Origin of the sequence: Sanguibacter suarezii NBRC 16159 (assembly GCF_001552735.1) — a bacterium.
In the GTDB taxonomy this organism is placed as follows: domain Bacteria; phylum Actinomycetota; class Actinomycetes; order Actinomycetales; family Cellulomonadaceae; genus Sanguibacter; species Sanguibacter suarezii.
On sequence record NZ_BCRT01000001.1, the window covers coordinates 191,457 to 207,910 of the forward strand.

Here is a 16,454-nt window from a genome sequence, read left to right on the forward strand (position 1 = left end):
GCGCCGTGGCTCGTCTGGCACGCAGAGAGGGAGGCCGCTGGTCGCGGCCTCCCTCTCTGCGTCTGTCATGTCCAGCTGGACGCCGTCTGGCGACCTACTCGACGACCTATTCGACGACCTCCAGCGTCAGCCCCTGGACCGGAGCGTCGCTGTCCGCGGTCTCCATCGGCCGGTCGACGACCACGTGGTCGCCGTCGGCCACCTCGCCCGCGAGGATCTTGCGGGCGAGCCGGTCGCCGATCTCGCGCTGGACCAGCCGGCGCAGCGGACGCGCGCCGTAGGCCGGATCGAAGCCTTCGATGGCCAGCCACTCCCGCGCCGCGTCGGTGACGTTCAGGTCCAGACGGCGGTCGGCCAGGCGCTTGCCGAGCTCGGTCACCTGGATGTCGACGATCCTGCCCAGCTCGTCGAGGTCGAGCGGGTCGAAGAGCACGACGTCGTCGAGCCGGTTGAGGAACTCCGGCTTGAAGGCCTCACGCACCGCCTGCATGACCGAGGCGCGCTTGGCGCCGGCGTCGAGCAGCGGGTCGACGAGGAACTGCGAGCCGAGGTTCGAGGTCAGCACGAGGATGACGTTGCGGAAGTCGACCGTGCGGCCCTGGCCGTCGGTGAGGCGGCCGTCGTCGAGCACCTGGAGCAGGATGTCGAAGACCTCCGGGTGGGCCTTCTCCACCTCGTCGAGCAGCACGACGGAGTACGGACGCCGGCGGACCGCCTCGGTCAGCTGGCCACCCTCCTCGTAGCCGACGTAGCCCGGGGGCGCCCCGACGAGCCGGGCCACCGAGTGCTTCTCGGAGTACTCGGACATGTCGATGCGCACCATGGCGCGCTCGTCGTCGAACAGGAAGTCCGCGAGCGCCTTGGCGAGCTCGGTCTTCCCCACCCCGGTGGGGCCGAGGAAGAGGAAGGAGCCGGTGGGGCGGTTGGGGTCAGAGACCCCGGCGCGGGCGCGCCGGACGGCGTCGGCGACGGTGGCCACTGCAGCCTTCTGGCCGATGAGACGCTCGCCGATGACCTGCTCCATGTGCAGCAGCTTCTCGCTCTCGCCCTGGAGCATCCGGCCTGCCGGGATCCCGGTCCAGGCCGAGACGACCTCGGCGATCTCGTCCGCGTCGACCTTGTCCCCCACCAGCGGGGCCGGGCGCTCGCCGGCCTCGTCGCTCTCGGTGCTCTCGGCGCGCTCGGCGTCGGCGAGCTCGCGCTCCAGGGCTGGGATCTCTCCGTAGCGGATGCGCGAGGCGGTCTCGAGGTCGGCGTCGCGCTCGGCGCGCTGGGCACGGGCGTCGAGGTCAGCGAGCTTCTCGCGCAGCTCACCCACCCGGTTGAAGCCGCCCTTCTCAGCAGCCCAGCGGGCGTTGAGAGCGGCGAGCTCTTCCTTGCGGTCGGCGAGGTTGGCCCGCAGCGCCTCCAGGCGCTGCTTGGAGGCTTCGTCGTCGGACTTCTCCAGGGCCAGCTCTTCCATCTCCAGGCGCGTCACGGCGCGCTGGAGCACGTCGATCTCGACCGGGGAGGAGTCCATCTCCATCCGCAGCCGGGAGGCGGCCTCGTCGACGAGGTCGATGGCCTTGTCCGGGAGGTTGCGGCCGGTGATGTAGCGGTCGGACAGGGCGGCGGCGGCCACGAGCGCGGCGTCGGAGATGGTCACGCGGTGGTGCGCCTCGTAGCGGGACTTCAGCCCGCGCAGGATCGCCACGGTGTCCTCGACCGACGGCTCGCCCACGAACACCTGCTGGAACCGGCGCTCCAGGGCGGGGTCCTTCTCGATGTACTCGCGGTACTCGTCGAGGGTGGTCGCGCCGACCAGGCGCAGCTCGCCACGGGCGAGCATGGGCTTGAGCATGTTGCCCGCGTCCATCGCGCCCTCGCCGCCAGCACCGGCACCCACGACGGTGTGCAGCTCGTCGATGAAGGTGATGATCTCGCCGTCGGACCCCTTGATCTCCTCCAGGACCGCCTTGAGACGCTCCTCGAACTCACCGCGGTACTTCGCGCCGGCGACCATGGCGGACAGATCCAGGGAGATGAGGCGCTTGTCCTTGAGGGAGTCCGGGACGTCGCCGGCCACGACGCGCTGGGCCAGGCCCTCCACGACGGCGGTCTTGCCGACGCCGGGCTCGCCGATGAGCACCGGGTTGTTCTTGGTGCGGCGGCTGAGCACCTGGACCACGCGGCGGATCTCGGAGTCGCGCCCGATGACCGGGTCGAGCTTGCCCTCGCGGGCGGCCTCGGTGAGGTCGACGCCGTACTTGCTCAGGGCCTCGTAGGTGCCCTCGGGGTTGGGGCTGGTCACGCGCTTGCCCCCGCGCACGACGGGGACCGCGGCGGCCAGGACGTCGTGGGTCGCGCCGGCGTTCTTGAGGATGTCAGCAGCCGGGGACGGGGAGGCGGCGAGGCCGAGCAGCAGGTGCTCGGTGGAGATGTAGTCGTCTCCGAGCTCGCTCTGCTCCTTGCGCGCGCGCTGCAGCACTGCGGACATCGCGGTGGAGAGCGTGGGCTGCGCGACGGCGGAGCCGGAGACGGTGGGCAGCGAGACGAGGGCACGGCGCGTCGCAGCGCCGATGGCCTGGGCGTCGACGCCGGCTTCCTTGAGCAGACCGGGCGTGGTCCCCGACTGCTGGGCGAGCAGCGTGTCGAGCAGGTGGACGGGCTCCACCTGGGGGTTCCCCGCCGCGGTGGCACTTTGGACGGCTCCGCCCAGGGCTTCCTGGGCGAGGGTGGTGAGGTTCAGATCCATGAGTCCTCCGAGTGACGTACGTGTTGGTGTCTACTCCCACCAACATGCTCAAACTTGAGCGTATTCCACTCAACTCTGCTGCGCCACCGTACTTTCTACGCAACCACCCGCCTAGATCAGGGCGCGCCTCTCGATCTGGTCGTAGGTCCGGTCCGCGTCGAGGGCCCTGGCCCACGGGATCGCGACCCCGGCAGCCAGCGACCGGGGCACGTCGAGCACGCGCTGGTTGCGGCTGCCGCGGAACTGCAGTTTCAGGTCCCGCTGGGCGAGGTCGAAGCGCCCGTCGACGAGCACGTCGACCTCCCTGAGCAGGGCGAGCTTGTCGGGGCTCTCGAGCAGGAGCTCCTCGAAGGTGTACCCCGTCCAGGACCACACGTCCTTGGTGTCGCCGAGCTCGGCGCGCATCCGCGCGATGAGGGAGAGGCACACCTCGGTGTTGAGGAAAGGCTCCCCGCCGAGCAAGGTCAGGCCCTGGACGTAGCTCTGGGACAGGTCCGCCACGATCTGGTCCTCGAGCTCGCGGGTGTAGACCTCGCCGTACCGAAAGCTCCAGGCCGCCTCGTTGAAGCAGCCCACGCAGGCGAAGGGGCAACCGCTCACGTACAGGCTGCAGCGCACCCCCTCGCCGTCGACGAAGCCGAAGGGCTTGTAGTCAGCGATCCGGTGCTGGCTGAGCTTCGCGGAGAGCCACTGCCCCGGGCGCGGATCAGGCATCGACCCCACCCGCAGGCTCAGCCCTACCCGCAGGCTCGGCCCCGGAGACCCCCACCGCCCCGGGCATGTGCTTGACCCGGGCTGCGATCTCGCTGTGGCGGCCGTGCACCATGGGGCGCGCCTGGGGGTTGCCCAGGTAGCCGCAGGTGCGCTTGACGACGTCGCAGGTCGCGGGGTTGGCGTTGCCGCACTCCGGGCACTGGAAGCCGCGTGCGGTCGCGTCGAAGTCCCCGGAGTAGCCGCATTCGTAGCAGCGGTCGATCGGGGTGTTGGTGCCCAGGTAGCCGACCCGGTCGTAGGCGTAGTCCCACACCGCACCGAGAGCGGCGGGGTTCTGCTGGAGGATCGGGTACTCGCAGTAGTGGATGAACCCACCCGAGGAGTACTGCGGGTAGTCCTTCTCGAAGTCCAGCTTGTCGAAGGGCGTCGGGCTCTTGCGCACGTCGTAGTGGTAGGAGTTCGTGTAGTAGTCCTTGTCAGTGATGTCAGGCACCGACCCGAACTTCGCCTTGTCCATCCGCGCGAACCGGTCGGTGAGGGACTCGCTCGGTGTGGCGTAGACCGAGAACTGGTAGCCGTGCTCTCGCGTCCAGGACGCCGTGTTGCGCTGCAGCTCGCGCAGCACCTCCAGGGTCAGCTCCTTGGCCTCAGGGTTGGACTCCCACGCGCCGCCGTAGAAGGCCGCAGCCACCTCGTACAGGCCGATGTAGCCGAGCGACACCGTCGCGCGCCCGCCCTTGAACAGGGAGCTCACCGGGTCGTTCAGGGCCAGGCGCTGCCCGAAGGCCCCGTAGACGTAGAGGATCGGCGCGTTCGCCGCGGTGGCCTCACAGCACCGCTCGATCCGGTAGATCAGCGCGTCCCGGGCGATAGCGAGCCGCTCGGCGAGGATCGACCAGAACTTCTCCACGTTCCCGGCGGCCTCGAGGGCGATCCGGGGCAGGTTGAGCGTCACCACTCCGAGGTTCATCCGACCTTCGGAGACGTCGTTGCCGTCGGCGTCCTGCCATCCCTGGAGGAAGGATCGGCACCCCATGGGCGTCTTGAAGCTTCCTGTGAGCTCGACGAGCTTGTCGTAGTTGAGGACGTCGGGGTACATCCGCTTCGTCGCGCACTCCAACGCGAGCTCTTTGATGTCGTAGTTGGGGTCGGTGGGGTCGAGGTTGAGCCCGCGGCGCAGCGTGAAGATGAGCTTGGGGAAGATCGCCGTTCGCCGTTCGCTGCCCAGCCCGCCGATGCGGATCGCCAGGATCGCCTTCTGGATCTCCCGCTCGAACCAGTCGGTGCCCAGACCGAAGCCGAGGGACGTGAAGGGGGTCTGGCCGTTGGAGGTGAACAGGGTGTTGATCTCGTACTCGAGGCTCTGCATCGCGTCGTAGATGTCTTTGCGGGTCTTCTCCTCGGCGTAGACCTGGTGCACCGACTCGTCGGCGATCCACGTCTGAGCCTCGGCCAGGTGCTTGTCGAAGTTCTTGCGCGCATAGGGAGCCAGCAGCTCGTCGGCCCGGTTGACCGAGGCGCCGCCGTACTGGCTCGAGGCGACGTTGGCGATGATCTGGGCGATCTGAGCGGTCGCCGTCTGGATCGAGCGCGGCGGCTCCACCTCGGCGTTGCCGATCCGGAAGCCCTGGCTGAGCATCGACGTGAAGTCGATGAGGCAGCAGTTCGTCATGGGCGCATAGGGGTGGTAGTCGAGGTCGTGGTAGTGGATGTCTCCCTTCTGGTGCGCGTTGGCCACGTGCGGTGGGAGCATCTTCAGCCCGATGGCCTTGCCGACGGCGCCAGCCGTGAGGTCACGCTGGGTGTTGAAGACGTCGCTGTCCTTGTTGGCGTTCTCGTTGACGACCGACTGGTCCTTGCCGATGAGCTTGAGGATCGAGTGATCGATGTCGGTGGCCTTGCTCCGGGCGAAGTCCCGCTGGGTCCGGTAGCTGATGTACGCCTCGGCGACGTCGTACTCCTTGCTGTCGAGCAGCACGTGCTCGACGACGTTCTGGATCTCGTAGATCTTCACGTCGACGCTGAAGCGCTCCCCGATCTCCTTGGTGATCCGCGCGACCAGGCCCTCCAGCTTCCGGTGGATGAGGGGGTCGAGCTCGCCGTGCACGTCGGCGAAGGCCTTGGCCAGCGCCGCGTAGATCCGGGAGTCGTCGAACTCCAACCGGCGTCCGTCGCGCTTGGCGACCATCATGCCGGGCAGGGCGGCGCCTGCCACGGGGGCCGGGGTGGTGGAGTGCGGGGTCTTCAGCACGGGCGTGGCTCCTTGACGGCGATGCCAGATCGCCGTCCCGACGTCCAGCACCCCTATGTAGTGCTCATATCGGGATTGCAACACTACATATGGTGGGTATTTTTCACGTGGGCCTAAGGTCCTCCCGCCGCACGCGGCGGCCGTCAGGGTGGGCAGACGCCACCTCACCACTGCCTGGTGATGCCGCCGGCGCGGCCGTCGTGGCAGAGTGCACGCGGAGCCTCGCCCCACCCGGGCGAGGCCCCGCACACGGAAGGAGACACGGATGCGCCGGACACCCTTGGCCTGGGCCGTCACCGCGGTCCTGGTCATGCTCGCCCTGACCGGCTGCGGCCGGGTCACCACAGACATCGCTGTGCACGAGGACGGCACCTACGACCTGTCCATGATCCTGGCCGGGGACGAGACCGAGCTGGCCACCGCGGGCTACACACCCGAGGCGTTCAGCACGCTGCTGACCGACGAGCTCGCCTCCCAGCCGGGCATCGAGGACTTCGTCGTCTCCGACTACCGGCAGGACGGCTACGCCGGCGTCCAGGTCACCGGAGAGGACGTCCCGGGCGACGACGTCGGGGTGTTCGGGCGCAGCGTGGTCACCACGGACGCCGACGGCGTCCGCTTCGCCCTGCAGTACCCGATCTCGATCATCACCGGCTCCCTGCCCCCTGAGCAGACCGAGGCGGTCGAGATCCGCACGACGGTCTCCTTCCCCGGCCCGGTGACCGATCACAACGGCACCCTCGTCGACGACGTCACCGTGGAGTGGACGGGCACCGGCTCGACCGACCTCGACTACACCGCCTCGTCCGCGGTGACGGGTGCCGGTGCCCCGCCCGCCCCCGACGAGGCGGGCGCCACGCCCACGGGCGGGAGCGCCGACGAGGCGATCACCGCCGAGGACGACGGCGCCGGCGCGTCTGCATGGGCCCTGCCGCTCGCCCTCGGGCTCGGTGTCCTGGCCGTCGCCGGTCTGGGCACCTGGCTCGTCCTGCGCAACCGCACGGCCGGCGCACAGGGCGGACCCGGCTCGCCCCAACCGTGAGCAGATAGCACCACCTCCCCCGCACCCGGCAGACTGGAGTCGCACGCCGCTCACGCGTGCTCGCGCCCTCGCCGTCTGGAGCCCCGCCATGGACACCCCGCACCCCGCTTCCGACGCCCTCTGGCAGCCGGACATCCTCGGCGACGGGTGGGTCGCCCGGACCCTCCACCTGGCGCCCGACGCCGAGGGCGAGGTGGTGGCCACCCTCGTGCGCCGCGCCACCGGGCCGGCCACCGGCAAGGCCGTCCTGTACGTGCACGGCTTCGTGGACTACTTCTTCCAGACGCACATGGCTGACGCCTTCGCCGAGCACGGCTACGACTTCTACGCCCTCGACCTGCGCAAGTACGGGCGTTCGCTGCGCTCCTACCAGACCCCGAACGACATCTCCCGGCTGTCCGACTACGCCGAGGAGCTCGACGCGGCCGCCCGCATCATCCGGCTCGAGGAGGGTCACGACGAGCTCGTCGTCGTCGGGCACTCCACAGGCGGGCTCATCACGAGCCTGTGGGCCGACGCGCGGACGCAGCCAGGCAGGCCGGTGGTCATCGACGCCCTCGTGCTCAACAGCCCGTGGTTCGACCTCAACGAGCCGTGGTTCACCCGGGTGGTGGCCACGCCGGTCATCGACCTGCTCGCGCCGTTGGCTCCGCACGTCCAGATCGGCTCGCTCGCCCCGCACTACGGGCGGGCGCTGCACGCCGGGTCCGGCGGCGAGTGGGAGTACGACCTCCACCTCAAGCCGCACGAGGGGTTCCCGGTGCGGGCCGGCTGGTTCCGGGCGATCCGGCGTGGTCACGCCCAGGTCGCTCGCGGGCTGGACATCCGCTGCCCGGTGCTCGTGCTCACCTCAGACACCTCCGGAGACGCGAAGAACTGGCACGAGGAGATCCTGAGCACCGACAGCGTGCTCGACGTCGCCCAGATCCGCGAGAGGGCCCGCCGCCTCGGTGACGACGTGACCGTCGTGCCCGTGCACGGCGGCGCGCACGACCTCAGCCTGTCCCCCGAGCCTGCCCGGTCGACCTTCTTCGCCGAGGTCTTCCGGTGGCTGGCTCAGCGCGTCGAGAGGCGCTAAGACGCGCTGAGCCAGCTCAGTCCTGCGTGAGGGCGTCAGTCCTTGCGCGGGGCCGGGTTGTCCAGCCCGTGGTCGGGCTCAGAGCGCGGCGCGGGCACCGCGGACTGAAAGTGGTCGGCCGTGAGCTCGTCGACCACGAGCAGCTCGCTGCGCACCTTGCCGGTCCGGTACCCGGCGCGACCGACCATGTGCGCGGCCACCGGGGCGGTGAGCAGCTGGAAGATCACGATGAGCACGAGAATCCCGAGCACCTGCAGGTTGCGCACCCGCAGCGCCTCCCCCGTGAGCAGGAGGATGAGTCCGAGCACCTGAGGCTTGGTGCCTGCGTGCATCCGGGCCAGCAGGTCGGGGAAACGGAGCACGCCCACCCCGGCGGCGAAGGCCAAGAACGCGCCCGAGACGAGGCAGATCCCTGCCAGCACATCAGCGACGGCGGTCCAGGTCATCGGTCGCCTCCCTTCTCCGGGTTCTCAGGCAGGGAACGGGGGTACTTGGGCTCGTGGAGATCGCGCGGCTCGCCGTTGACGAGCGCGTGGTCGATCTCCTTGCCCGCGCGGGCCGCCTCTTCTTGGGCGATCTCCTCCGCGGTGCGCACCCGGCCCTCACCCTTGGGCTCGGCCGCAGCGAAGCGCGCGATGGTGACCGACCCGACGAACCCGACCATGGACAGCACCACCAGCAGCGGCAACGTGTCCGTGCGTCCGGTCAGCGCGGCCTCCACGACGATCCCACCCACCAGCGCGGTGACGAAGACGTCGAGGGCGACGGTGCGGTCGAGCATGCTCGGTCCACGCTCGGCACGGATCAGCGCGAGGACCGCGGCACCGAGCAGCAGGGCCGCGCAGACGATCGCGACGACAGTCATGGCTGCTCCTTCGTGATGGTGTCATGGGGCTGGGACCCACCGGTCTCGTCGGTACGGGCCTCCAGGGCACGCTGCTCGTCGCGCTGAGCGTCGAGGATCCGCTGGCCACGGCGCGTCTTGGCCACGCCTGCCGCTTCCAGCTCCTCGTCCGAGGCGAGGGCCCGCAGCAGCCGGGCCTCCAGGGCGTGGACGTCGTCGCGGACCTTGTCCACGCCGCCGTAGCTGTCCAGGTCCAGGACGTGCAGGTAGAGCATCCCGGTCAGCCGGTGCGCCTCGATGACAAGCGACCCCGGGACCAGGGTGCTGAGCTCGGCGACGAGGGTGAGGTACAGGTCGGAGGAGCTGCGGAGGCGGACTCCCACCACGGCCCCGCGCGGGGTGTGACCGAAGCGGAAGGCCTGCAGGCTCACCTGGACCGAGGCGATGACCAGGTCGGAGGCGAACCGCACGAGCAGGGCCAGCAGGGCCAGCGGACGCACCTTCCCGTGGAAGGCGATGGCGGGCAACGGCATGACGAGGGTGATGATCAGCGCGATGATCAGCCCGGCGACGATGTTCCCCCAGCTCACCTCGCCCCACAGCAGCACCCAGACGATGGCGAGCCAGATGATGGTGGGCCACTGCGCGGCGAGGTTCGCCCGGCGGCGGTGCAGCGTCATGAGTCCCCTCCCTGGGTCAGGTCGGCGGTCGTGGCGTCGGTGGCGGACGTCGAGTCCCCCTGCCCCCGTCCGGTGGAGTCCAGGACGGCGTCGATGTAGTTCGACGGTTCCATCATCGTCCCGGCCGCCCGGTCGGCGTAGGCGTAGAGGGGACCCGCGAGCACGGTGAGCAGCAGGCCCAGACCGACCAGGGCCGCCGTCGGGCCGACCATCGTGGCGGGCAGGCGCGCCTCGGGGAGAGCCTCGGGCGGCGTCTGCCAGAAGGCCTTGTTCCACGCCTTGACGATCGCGTACAGCGTGAGCAGCGAGGTCACGACGCTCCCGATGACCAGGGCGTAGGCCAGCGCGGTGCCCTGGGCAACACCTGCCTCGAGCAGCCCGACCTTGCCCAGGAAGCCCGACAGCGGCGGGATGCCTGCGAGGTTCATCGCAGGGATGAAGAACAAGATCGCCAGCCCGGGTGCGAGCTTGGCCAAACCGCCCAGGCGCTCGAGCGACGTCGTGCCGCCGCGACGCTCGATGAGCCCGACGACGAGGAACAACGTCGTCTGGACGGTGATGTGGTGGGCGACGTAGAAGATCGACGCGCCGAGCCCAGCCGTCGAGGCCAGCGCGATGCCGAAGAGCATGTAGCCGATGTGGCTGACCAGCGTGAAGGACAGCAGACGCTTGATGTCGTTCTGAGCGACCGCACCGAGGATTCCGATGACCATCGTGGCCAGCGCGAGCCACATGAGCAAGGTGTCCAGGCGACCGTCGGTGAACAGCAGCGTCTGGGTCCGCATGATCGCGTACACGCCGACCTTGGTCAGCAAGCCCGCGAAGACCGCCGTGACAGGGGCCGGGGCGGTCGGGTAGGAGTCCGGCAGCCAGGCCGAGAGCGGGAAGATGGCCGCCTTGATCCCGAAGGCCAGCAGCAGGAGCAGCTGCAGCACGAGCGTGACGCCCGGGTCGATCTCGGGCAGGCGCTGGGCGAGCTGGGCCAGGTTGACCGTGCCCGTGGCCGCGTAGGTCATCGCGATCGCGACGAGGAAGATCAACGACGAGAGCAGTGCCACCACGACGTAGATGGACCCCGCGCGGATCCGCTCGCCGGTGCCGCCCAGCGTCAGGAGCACATAGCTCGCCGCGAGCAGGATCTCGAAGCCGACGTAGAGGTTGAACAGGTCACCGGCGAGGAAGGCGTTGGAGACCCCCGCCGCCAGCACCAGGTAGGTCGGGTGGTAGATGGAGACCGGTGCCGCCTCGTCCCCGTCGGTGATGCCCTGACCCAAGGAGTACAGGAGCACGCACAGCAGCACCGTGCTGGAGACGGTGAGCATGAGGGCGGAGAGCCGGTCCGCGACGAGGTTGATCCCCACCGGAGCGGCCCAGCCGCCGATGTCGACGACCACCGGTCCGGAGTCCGCCAGGAACAGCAGACCGACACCCGCGGCGACCATGAGCGAGAGCGCGACGACGGAGATGATCCGTTGGGCACGCGGACGGCGGTACAGCGCCAGGGTCAGCCCCGCAGCGAACAACGGCATGACGACGGGCAGCGGCACGAGCCAGGTGAACTCACTCATGCTCATGCGTCAGCGTTCCCGGTCTCGTCGCGCGCCTCGGCGGCCTGTTCGTCAATGGTCTCTGTGTCCTCGATCGAGTCGGTGTCGTTGTACGTCGGGGCGTTCTTCGCCGCCAGGCGCACGATGCGGCGGTCCTCGAGGTCGTCCTGGACCTCGTCGTGGCCGTTGAGCTGCCACGAGCGGTACGCCATGGCCAGCACGAAGGCCGTCAGGGCCAACGTGATGACGATGGCCGTGAGCACCATGGCCTGTGGCAACGGGTCGCTCATGTCCTCCACCGGGGTCTGCCCGATGATCGGCGGGCCACCGGCCGCTCCCCCGGCGACGAGGAAGAGCAGGTTCACGCCGTTGCCGATGAGGATGAAGCCGATGAGCACCCGGGTGAGGCTGCGTTCCAGGAGCAGGTAGACCCCGGTGATCACGAGCGCGCCGATGGCCAGCACGAGCAGGATGTTGGGGCTCATGTCGATCATGGTTGGCTCCCTTCATCGGGGTTGAGCGTGGTGGGCATGGAGGGCGGCGGTCCGTCCTCGCTCGAGGCCTGCACCGCCCGCGCCGTACCCGTCTGGTGAGCCATCGAGGCGAACTGCGAGCTCTCGGGGAGCGCCACGTCGATCTGCCGGTCGATCTCCGACCCCAGCGAGCGCAGGATGTCGAGGATCAGGCCGATCACCACGAGGAACACACCGAGGTCGAAGAACAGCGACGTGACGAGCTTGACGTGGCCGAAGGCCGGCAGGGTGAACTCCACGATGACGCTCTGGAGCACCTCACCACCGAGCATCAGCGCACCGAGGCCCACCCCGGCGGACAAGAACAAGCCCGTGCCGAGCAGCACACCCGGTTGGATCGGCAAGGCCTCTCCGAGCTCGTACCGTCCGCCCGCGAGGTACCGCACGATGAGCGCGATGCCCACGACGATCCCCGCCGCGAAGCCACCACCGGGCGCGTTGTGACCGGAGAAGAGCAGGAAGAAGGCGAAGACGATCATCGAGTGGAAGAGCAGCCGGGTGACGACCTCGAAGATCACCGACCGTCGCAGCGGGGACAGCGTCCGCCCGCCAGGCAGCCACACGCGCTGACGCTGCGGCGTGACCTGCTGAGCGGTCGATGCCGCCTTGGCGGCGGCGGTCGAGAGCGCCGCGGTGCTGTTCAGGCCGGCCGCGGCGGCGCGGTCCTTGAAGAAGGCGGGGACCCCGGCCGGGGAGTCGGCCTCGGTCTGCGCGGCCCACACCCGGTAGGTGTTCTGGGTGTCGTCGATCGCGTTCTGCGCGCGGAAGATCTCCCCGCCGCGGCGGCTGAGGAAGACCAGGGAGGCGACGCCGGTGGCTGCCACGAGCAGCACCGAGATCTCCCCCATCGTGTCCCACGCGCGGATGTCGACGAGGGTCACGTTGACGATGTTCTTCCCACCACCGAACTCGTAGGCCTCCTCCGGGAACTGCGCGGAGACGGCCTGGTGCATCCGGGCGCCGGGGATGATCAGCGCCAGCGCCATGACCACCAAGCCCACCGCCACGGCGACGGCGAGCCGGACCCACCGGCTCATCGCCAGCGGACGGTCGGAGAAGTACGGCGGGAGGCGGCGCAGCACCAGCACCATGACCACGAGGGTCACGGTCTCCACGAGCACCTGGGTGAGCGCCAGGTCGGGGGCACCGTGCAGGAGGAAGAGGAAGGCGACGGAGTAACCGGCGAAGCCCATGATGAGGACGGCCTTGAGGCGTCGGCGCGACCGGGCGGCCAGGATCGACGCCACGATGATGATGAGCACCGGCGCCACCTGGGCGGCGGTGTCCCACAGCCGGACGTCGTCGGGCAGCATGTTCTGGGTGAGCAGCACCCCACCGGGGCCGATGACCAGGACGACGAGGATCGCACCGAGGTAGAAGGGCAGCGAACCACGCTGGGTCATGGCGGTGACGTCGGCGGCGAAGTCGTCGAGCACGCGCATGGACCGGCGGTAGACGCGGTCTGCCTCGACCGGGTGCGGCAGCGAGGCCTGGAACCGCTCGATGGCGCGTCGCTTCCAGAAGGCCACCGCGCCCAGGCCCAGGATCGCGATGGTGAGCAGCAGCGCCGGTCCGACGCCGCCCCACAGGGTCAGGTGCCCGGGCTCGCCCGCGGGGTAGGTCTCGGCCTGCGGGGCGAGCAGCCGGTCACCGACGGCCGGAGCCAGTGCGGTGACGAGCCCGAGCACAGCCAGCACCAGGGCGGGGCCGACGAGCAACGGCGGCTGGCGCTTGATGTGCGCCGGGTCGATCATCGCCGTCTCGACCTCGTGTCCTTCCACGGTCCACGGGACGATCGGGATGGCCGGTGCCTGCTTCTTGGTGGCGAAGGCACCCCAGACGAAGCGGAGCCCGTAGGCGACGGTGAGCAGGGAGCCGACCGCCACGGCCGCCACGACCACGGGTCCGATCCACGCGGGGCCGACCGGCACGCCGTCGTGCACGAGGGCTTCCAGGGCGGCTTCCTTGGCGACGTAGCCGGCGAGCGGGGGGAAGCCGATCATGGACGCGGTCGCGAGCACGCCGGCCACGGCGGTGAACGGCAGGGCGCGGCCCACCCCGGTGAGGCGGCGCATGTCACGCGTGCCGGTGGCGGCGTCGACGATCCCGACGGTGAGGAAGAGCGCCGCCTTGAACATCGCGTGCGCGCCGATCATCGCCAGGCCGGCCAGGGCTGCGGCCTGCGTGCCGAGACCGACCAAGAGCACGATGAGGCCGAGCTGGGAGACGGTGCCGTAGGCGAGGATGAGCTTGAGGTCGTTCTGGCGCAGCGCCCGGTAGCCGCCCAGCAGCAACGTCCCGCAGCCGAGCACGACGACGATGGTCACCCACACCGACAGGTGGGAGTAGGCGGGGGCGAAGCGGGCGACGAGGTAGACGCCGGCCTTGACCATCGCGGCGGCGTGCAGGTACGCGCTGACCGGGGTCGGTGCGGCCATCGCCGCAGGCAGCCAGAAGTGCGTGGGGATGAGCGCGGACTTGGTCGCGGCGCCCACCAGCAGGCAGACGACCGCTGCGGTGACCGCGGTGCCTTCCGGTGGGTTCGCGAGCAGCCCGGACAGGCTGTAGCCGGTCGGGGAGGCCTGGCCGAGGATGACGACGCCGACGAGCATCGCCAGGCCGCCGGCGGTCGTGACGATGATGGCCTGCATGGCGGCCCGGCGGCTGGCTTTGCGCTCGTGATAGTGCCCGATGAGCAGGTAGGAGAAGACCGTGGTCAGCTCCCAGAACATGAACATCAACAGCATGTCGTCCGCGGTGACCAGGCCGACCATGGCGCCGGCGAAGGCGGTCAGCACGCCGCCGAACTTGCGCAGCCCGGAGGCGGACGCGGCGAAGTAGGCCGAGCAGTACACGAGGACCAGGGCTCCGACGCCGCCGACGAGCAGCAGCATGAGCCAGGTGAGGGTGTCCATGCGGAAGGAGAGGCTCACGCCGATGGCGGGGATCCACTCGACCACCTCGGTCGGGTGCTCTCCGTTCATCACGCGACTGGTCCAGCTCAGCGCATAGACGGCGGCAGAGGCCGGCGCGAGTGCGAGGACGAGGAAGGCGCGACGGCCTATCCAGGAGACCAGTGCGGGCGCGGCTAGTGCCAAGACAGCATGGGCAACGAGCAAGAGAAGCACGTCCGCTCCGTCCTGATTGGGGGCGGTGGTCGGTCAGTTCTGGCCACGGGAGCGCCGGCGAGGCGCTCGCGCATGGCTGTCTAGCGTGTGAAGTTGTCTGGTCGGAAGTTTATCAACAGTCAATGCTGGGTCAGGACATGGGAAACGTCACTCCCCCTCCGGGAATAGAGGCGACGCCGCGGTGGCGCGGTGGAGCTCCCGGGGCGTCGAGGGGGCGCCGATGGACCTAGACGTCTTCAGGGTCGACGAGGAAGTCGTCCTGGTCGGCGATCTCGCCGCCCACGGCGGCGAACACCGCGCGTGCGAGCTGCGCCACCACACCGGTCGCCCGGGTCCGTGAGACGCGGTGCTCGAAGGAGGGGATCTCCCGCTGCCAGTCCACGAGGTCGGGCGGGGACCAGCGCACCTCGTAGGTCACCGCGCCCTGCGCGGCCCAGTCCAGCCCGCGCAGCACGAGCGGCGACTCGTCCACGCCGCCCACCTCGACCGAGACGATCCCGTCCTTGCCGAGGTCGACCTCGACGCCATAGCTGGTCAGGGTCTGCGGGCCGCTGAGGGCCTCGATGTCGAAGGCGTCGGCGCGCGCGTGGAGGTCGTAGAGCTCCTCCGGCGTCAGCGAGGAGGACTCGATCGCGGGGACCTTCCCGGCCGTCTCCGGCGGACCGCCCCACTGCGTCCCGGCGGTGGCCAGGTGCGCACCGGCGTGGGCGGTGCGGCAGACCTGCTCGGCTGCGGACGGGTCGAGCCAGACGCCGGAGTACACCGTGAGGTCGACCGAGACCGCCGGGTCCGGGGAGACACGCGTCCGGTCCCCCGGCGCCACCTCGAAGGACACCGAGCCGCCGAGCCTGCGCCCGACGGCGACGAGCCAGCAGGCCACCCGCCACTCCTCGCGGACCGGCAGCCCGCTCGCGAACACCCGGGCCAGCCCGTCGCGGTCGCCGCCGGGGTAGGGCGCCGCACCGCGCTCTCGGGGGCACATGACGTCGAACACCATCTGCACGTCCGGGGTGAAGCCGAGCGGGGCGCCGTCCTCGGCGACCGGGGCATACGGACCGGCGATGAGGGTGTGGCGGGAGATGCGCAGGATCCCGGGCAGCAGCCGCCCGCCGCGGGCGGTGCGCTGCTCGCTGGGCAGGGCCTCCCAGGCGGTGGACGGGAACCTGGCCAGAGCGAGCGTCTCCACCTCGGAGGGGTCCACGTCGTCGCCCACCCCGAGCAGATGGCGGGATGCGTGGCCGGCGGCCGGGAGCGCGGAGGCGCTCGGCAGCGGCATCAGCTCGAGCGCGTCGGGAAGGGTGGGCATGGTGCTCAGATGTCGGTGCGGTGGAAGTTCTGCCACGACCGGGAGGCCGTCGGGCCGCGCTGCCCCTGGTAGCGCGAGCCGTAGCGCTCGGAGCCGTAGGGGTGCTCCGCCGGGGAGGACAGCCGGAAGAAGCACAGCTGGCCGATCTTCATCCCTGGCCACAGCAGGATCGGCAGGGTTGCCACGTTGCTCAGCTCGAGGGTGACGTGGCCGGAGAACCCGGGGTCGATGAAGCCGGCGGTGGAGTGGGTGAGCAGGCCCAGGCGACCGAGCGAGGACTTGCCCTCCAGACGCGCGGCGACGTCGTCGGGCAGGGTGACGGCCTCGTAGGTGGAGCCGAGCACGAACTCACCGGGGTGCAGGATGAACGGCTCTCCCGGGTCGGCCTCGACGCTGCGGGTGAGGTCCGGCTGCTCGGCCGCGGGGTCGATGAAGGGGTACCGGTGGTTGTCGAAGAGCCGGAAGAACTTGTCCAGCCGGACATCGATGCTCGAGGGCTGCACCATCTCGGGTGCGTAGGGCTCGAGGCGGACGCGGCCGAGGTTGAGTTCTTCGCGGATGTCGCGGTCGGAGAGCAGCACCTGCCAACGGTAGCCG

General features: G+C 70.0%; 13 protein-coding genes. 2 read left to right on the top strand and 11 right to left on the bottom strand.

Going from position 1 to position 16,454, the window contains the following annotated elements; genetic code table 11:
- Positions 1–106: 106 nt before the first annotated feature.
- The 3 genes from clpB to nrdD form a co-directional block, all read right to left on the bottom strand.
- Positions 107–2,734, bottom strand: coding sequence for an ATP-dependent chaperone ClpB (gene clpB, locus SS2_RS00880; RefSeq protein ID WP_066460413.1), 2,628 nt, complete (start codon positions 2,732–2,734; stop codon positions 107–109).
- A gap of 111 nt (positions 2,735–2,845) precedes the next feature.
- Positions 2,846–3,448, bottom strand: a complete 603-nt coding sequence (gene nrdG, locus SS2_RS00885) for an anaerobic ribonucleoside-triphosphate reductase activating protein (RefSeq protein WP_066460525.1) — start codon at positions 3,446–3,448, stop codon at positions 2,846–2,848.
- On the bottom strand, positions 3,441–5,699 hold the full coding sequence (nrdD, locus tag SS2_RS00890) for an anaerobic ribonucleoside-triphosphate reductase (RefSeq protein WP_245643251.1): 2,259 nt from the start codon (positions 5,697–5,699) through the stop codon (positions 3,441–3,443). Before nrdD ends, nrdG begins: the two co-directional genes overlap by 8 nt.
- Before the next feature lie 265 nt (positions 5,700–5,964).
- Between nrdD and SS2_RS00895 the strand changes: the two genes are divergently transcribed.
- Positions 5,965–6,741, top strand: a complete 777-nt coding sequence (locus SS2_RS00895; protein ID WP_066460415.1) for an LppM family (lipo)protein — start codon at positions 5,965–5,967, stop codon at positions 6,739–6,741.
- Positions 6,742–6,829: 88 nt separating this feature from the next.
- Positions 6,830–7,819 (top strand): alpha/beta hydrolase, encoded by a 990-nt coding sequence (locus tag SS2_RS00900; RefSeq protein ID WP_066460417.1) that lies wholly within the window; start codon positions 6,830–6,832, stop codon positions 7,817–7,819.
- A gap of 35 nt (positions 7,820–7,854) precedes the next feature.
- Here the strand turns inward: SS2_RS00900 and mnhG are convergent, their stop codons facing one another.
- The 8 genes from mnhG to dcd form a co-directional block, all read right to left on the bottom strand.
- Complete coding sequence (mnhG, locus tag SS2_RS00905) at positions 7,855–8,265, bottom strand: monovalent cation/H(+) antiporter subunit G (protein ID WP_066460419.1); 411 nt, start codon at positions 8,263–8,265, stop codon at positions 7,855–7,857.
- Positions 8,262–8,684 carry an MrpF/PhaF family protein gene (locus SS2_RS16895; protein WP_083941459.1) on the bottom strand — a complete coding sequence of 141 codons (423 nt, stop codon included), beginning with the start codon at positions 8,682–8,684 and terminating at the stop codon, positions 8,262–8,264. Before SS2_RS16895 ends, mnhG begins: the two co-directional genes overlap by 4 nt.
- On the bottom strand, positions 8,681–9,343 hold the full coding sequence (locus SS2_RS00915; protein WP_083941461.1) for a Na+/H+ antiporter subunit E: 663 nt from the start codon (positions 9,341–9,343) through the stop codon (positions 8,681–8,683). The genes SS2_RS16895 and SS2_RS00915 overlap by 4 nt, the downstream gene beginning before the upstream one ends.
- A complete protein-coding gene (locus SS2_RS00920) occupies positions 9,340–10,911 on the bottom strand; it encodes a Na+/H+ antiporter subunit D (protein WP_066460421.1) in 1,572 nt (523 codons plus the stop codon). Before SS2_RS00920 ends, SS2_RS00915 begins: the two co-directional genes overlap by 4 nt.
- A 2-nt stretch (positions 10,912–10,913) precedes the next feature.
- Positions 10,914–11,384: a Na(+)/H(+) antiporter subunit C gene (locus tag SS2_RS00925; RefSeq protein ID WP_066460423.1), complete on the bottom strand. Its 471-nt coding sequence runs from the start codon at positions 11,382–11,384 to the stop codon at positions 10,914–10,916.
- On the bottom strand, positions 11,381–14,551 hold the full coding sequence (locus SS2_RS00930; RefSeq protein WP_083941464.1) for a Na+/H+ antiporter subunit A: 3,171 nt from the start codon (positions 14,549–14,551) through the stop codon (positions 11,381–11,383). The genes SS2_RS00925 and SS2_RS00930 overlap by 4 nt, the downstream gene beginning before the upstream one ends.
- Positions 14,552–14,777: 226 nt before the next feature.
- A complete protein-coding gene (locus tag SS2_RS00935; protein ID WP_245643253.1) occupies positions 14,778–15,857 on the bottom strand; it encodes a hypothetical protein in 1,080 nt (359 codons plus the stop codon).
- Between the two features lie 5 nt (positions 15,858–15,862).
- Complete coding sequence (gene dcd, locus SS2_RS00940) at positions 15,863–16,438, bottom strand: dCTP deaminase (protein ID WP_066460529.1); 576 nt, start codon at positions 16,436–16,438, stop codon at positions 15,863–15,865.
- Between the last annotated feature and the right edge of the window lie 16 nt (positions 16,439–16,454).

Bases quoted from the DNA above. Each gene is read 5' to 3' on its own strand.
- clpB (WP_066460413.1), bottom strand. From the start codon at position 2,734: ATGGATCTGAACCTCACCACCCTCGCCCAGGAAGCCCTGGGCGGAGCC.
- nrdG (WP_066460525.1), bottom strand. From the start codon at position 3,448: ATGCCTGATCCGCGCCCGGGGCAGTGGCTCTCCGCGAAGCTCAGCCAG.
- SS2_RS00895 (WP_066460415.1), top strand. From the start codon at position 5,965: ATGCGCCGGACACCCTTGGCCTGGGCCGTCACCGCGGTCCTGGTCATG.
- SS2_RS00900 (WP_066460417.1), top strand. From the start codon at position 6,830: ATGGACACCCCGCACCCCGCTTCCGACGCCCTCTGGCAGCCGGACATC.
- mnhG (WP_066460419.1), bottom strand. From the start codon at position 8,265: ATGACCTGGACCGCCGTCGCTGATGTGCTGGCAGGGATCTGCCTCGTC.
- SS2_RS16895 (WP_083941459.1), bottom strand. From the start codon at position 8,684: ATGACTGTCGTCGCGATCGTCTGCGCGGCCCTGCTGCTCGGTGCCGCG.
- SS2_RS00915 (WP_083941461.1), bottom strand. From the start codon at position 9,343: ATGACGCTGCACCGCCGCCGGGCGAACCTCGCCGCGCAGTGGCCCACC.
- SS2_RS00920 (WP_066460421.1), bottom strand. From the start codon at position 10,911: ATGAGTGAGTTCACCTGGCTCGTGCCGCTGCCCGTCGTCATGCCGTTG.
- SS2_RS00925 (WP_066460423.1), bottom strand. From the start codon at position 11,384: ATGATCGACATGAGCCCCAACATCCTGCTCGTGCTGGCCATCGGCGCG.
- SS2_RS00935 (WP_245643253.1), bottom strand. From the start codon at position 15,857: ATGCCCACCCTTCCCGACGCGCTCGAGCTGATGCCGCTGCCGAGCGCC.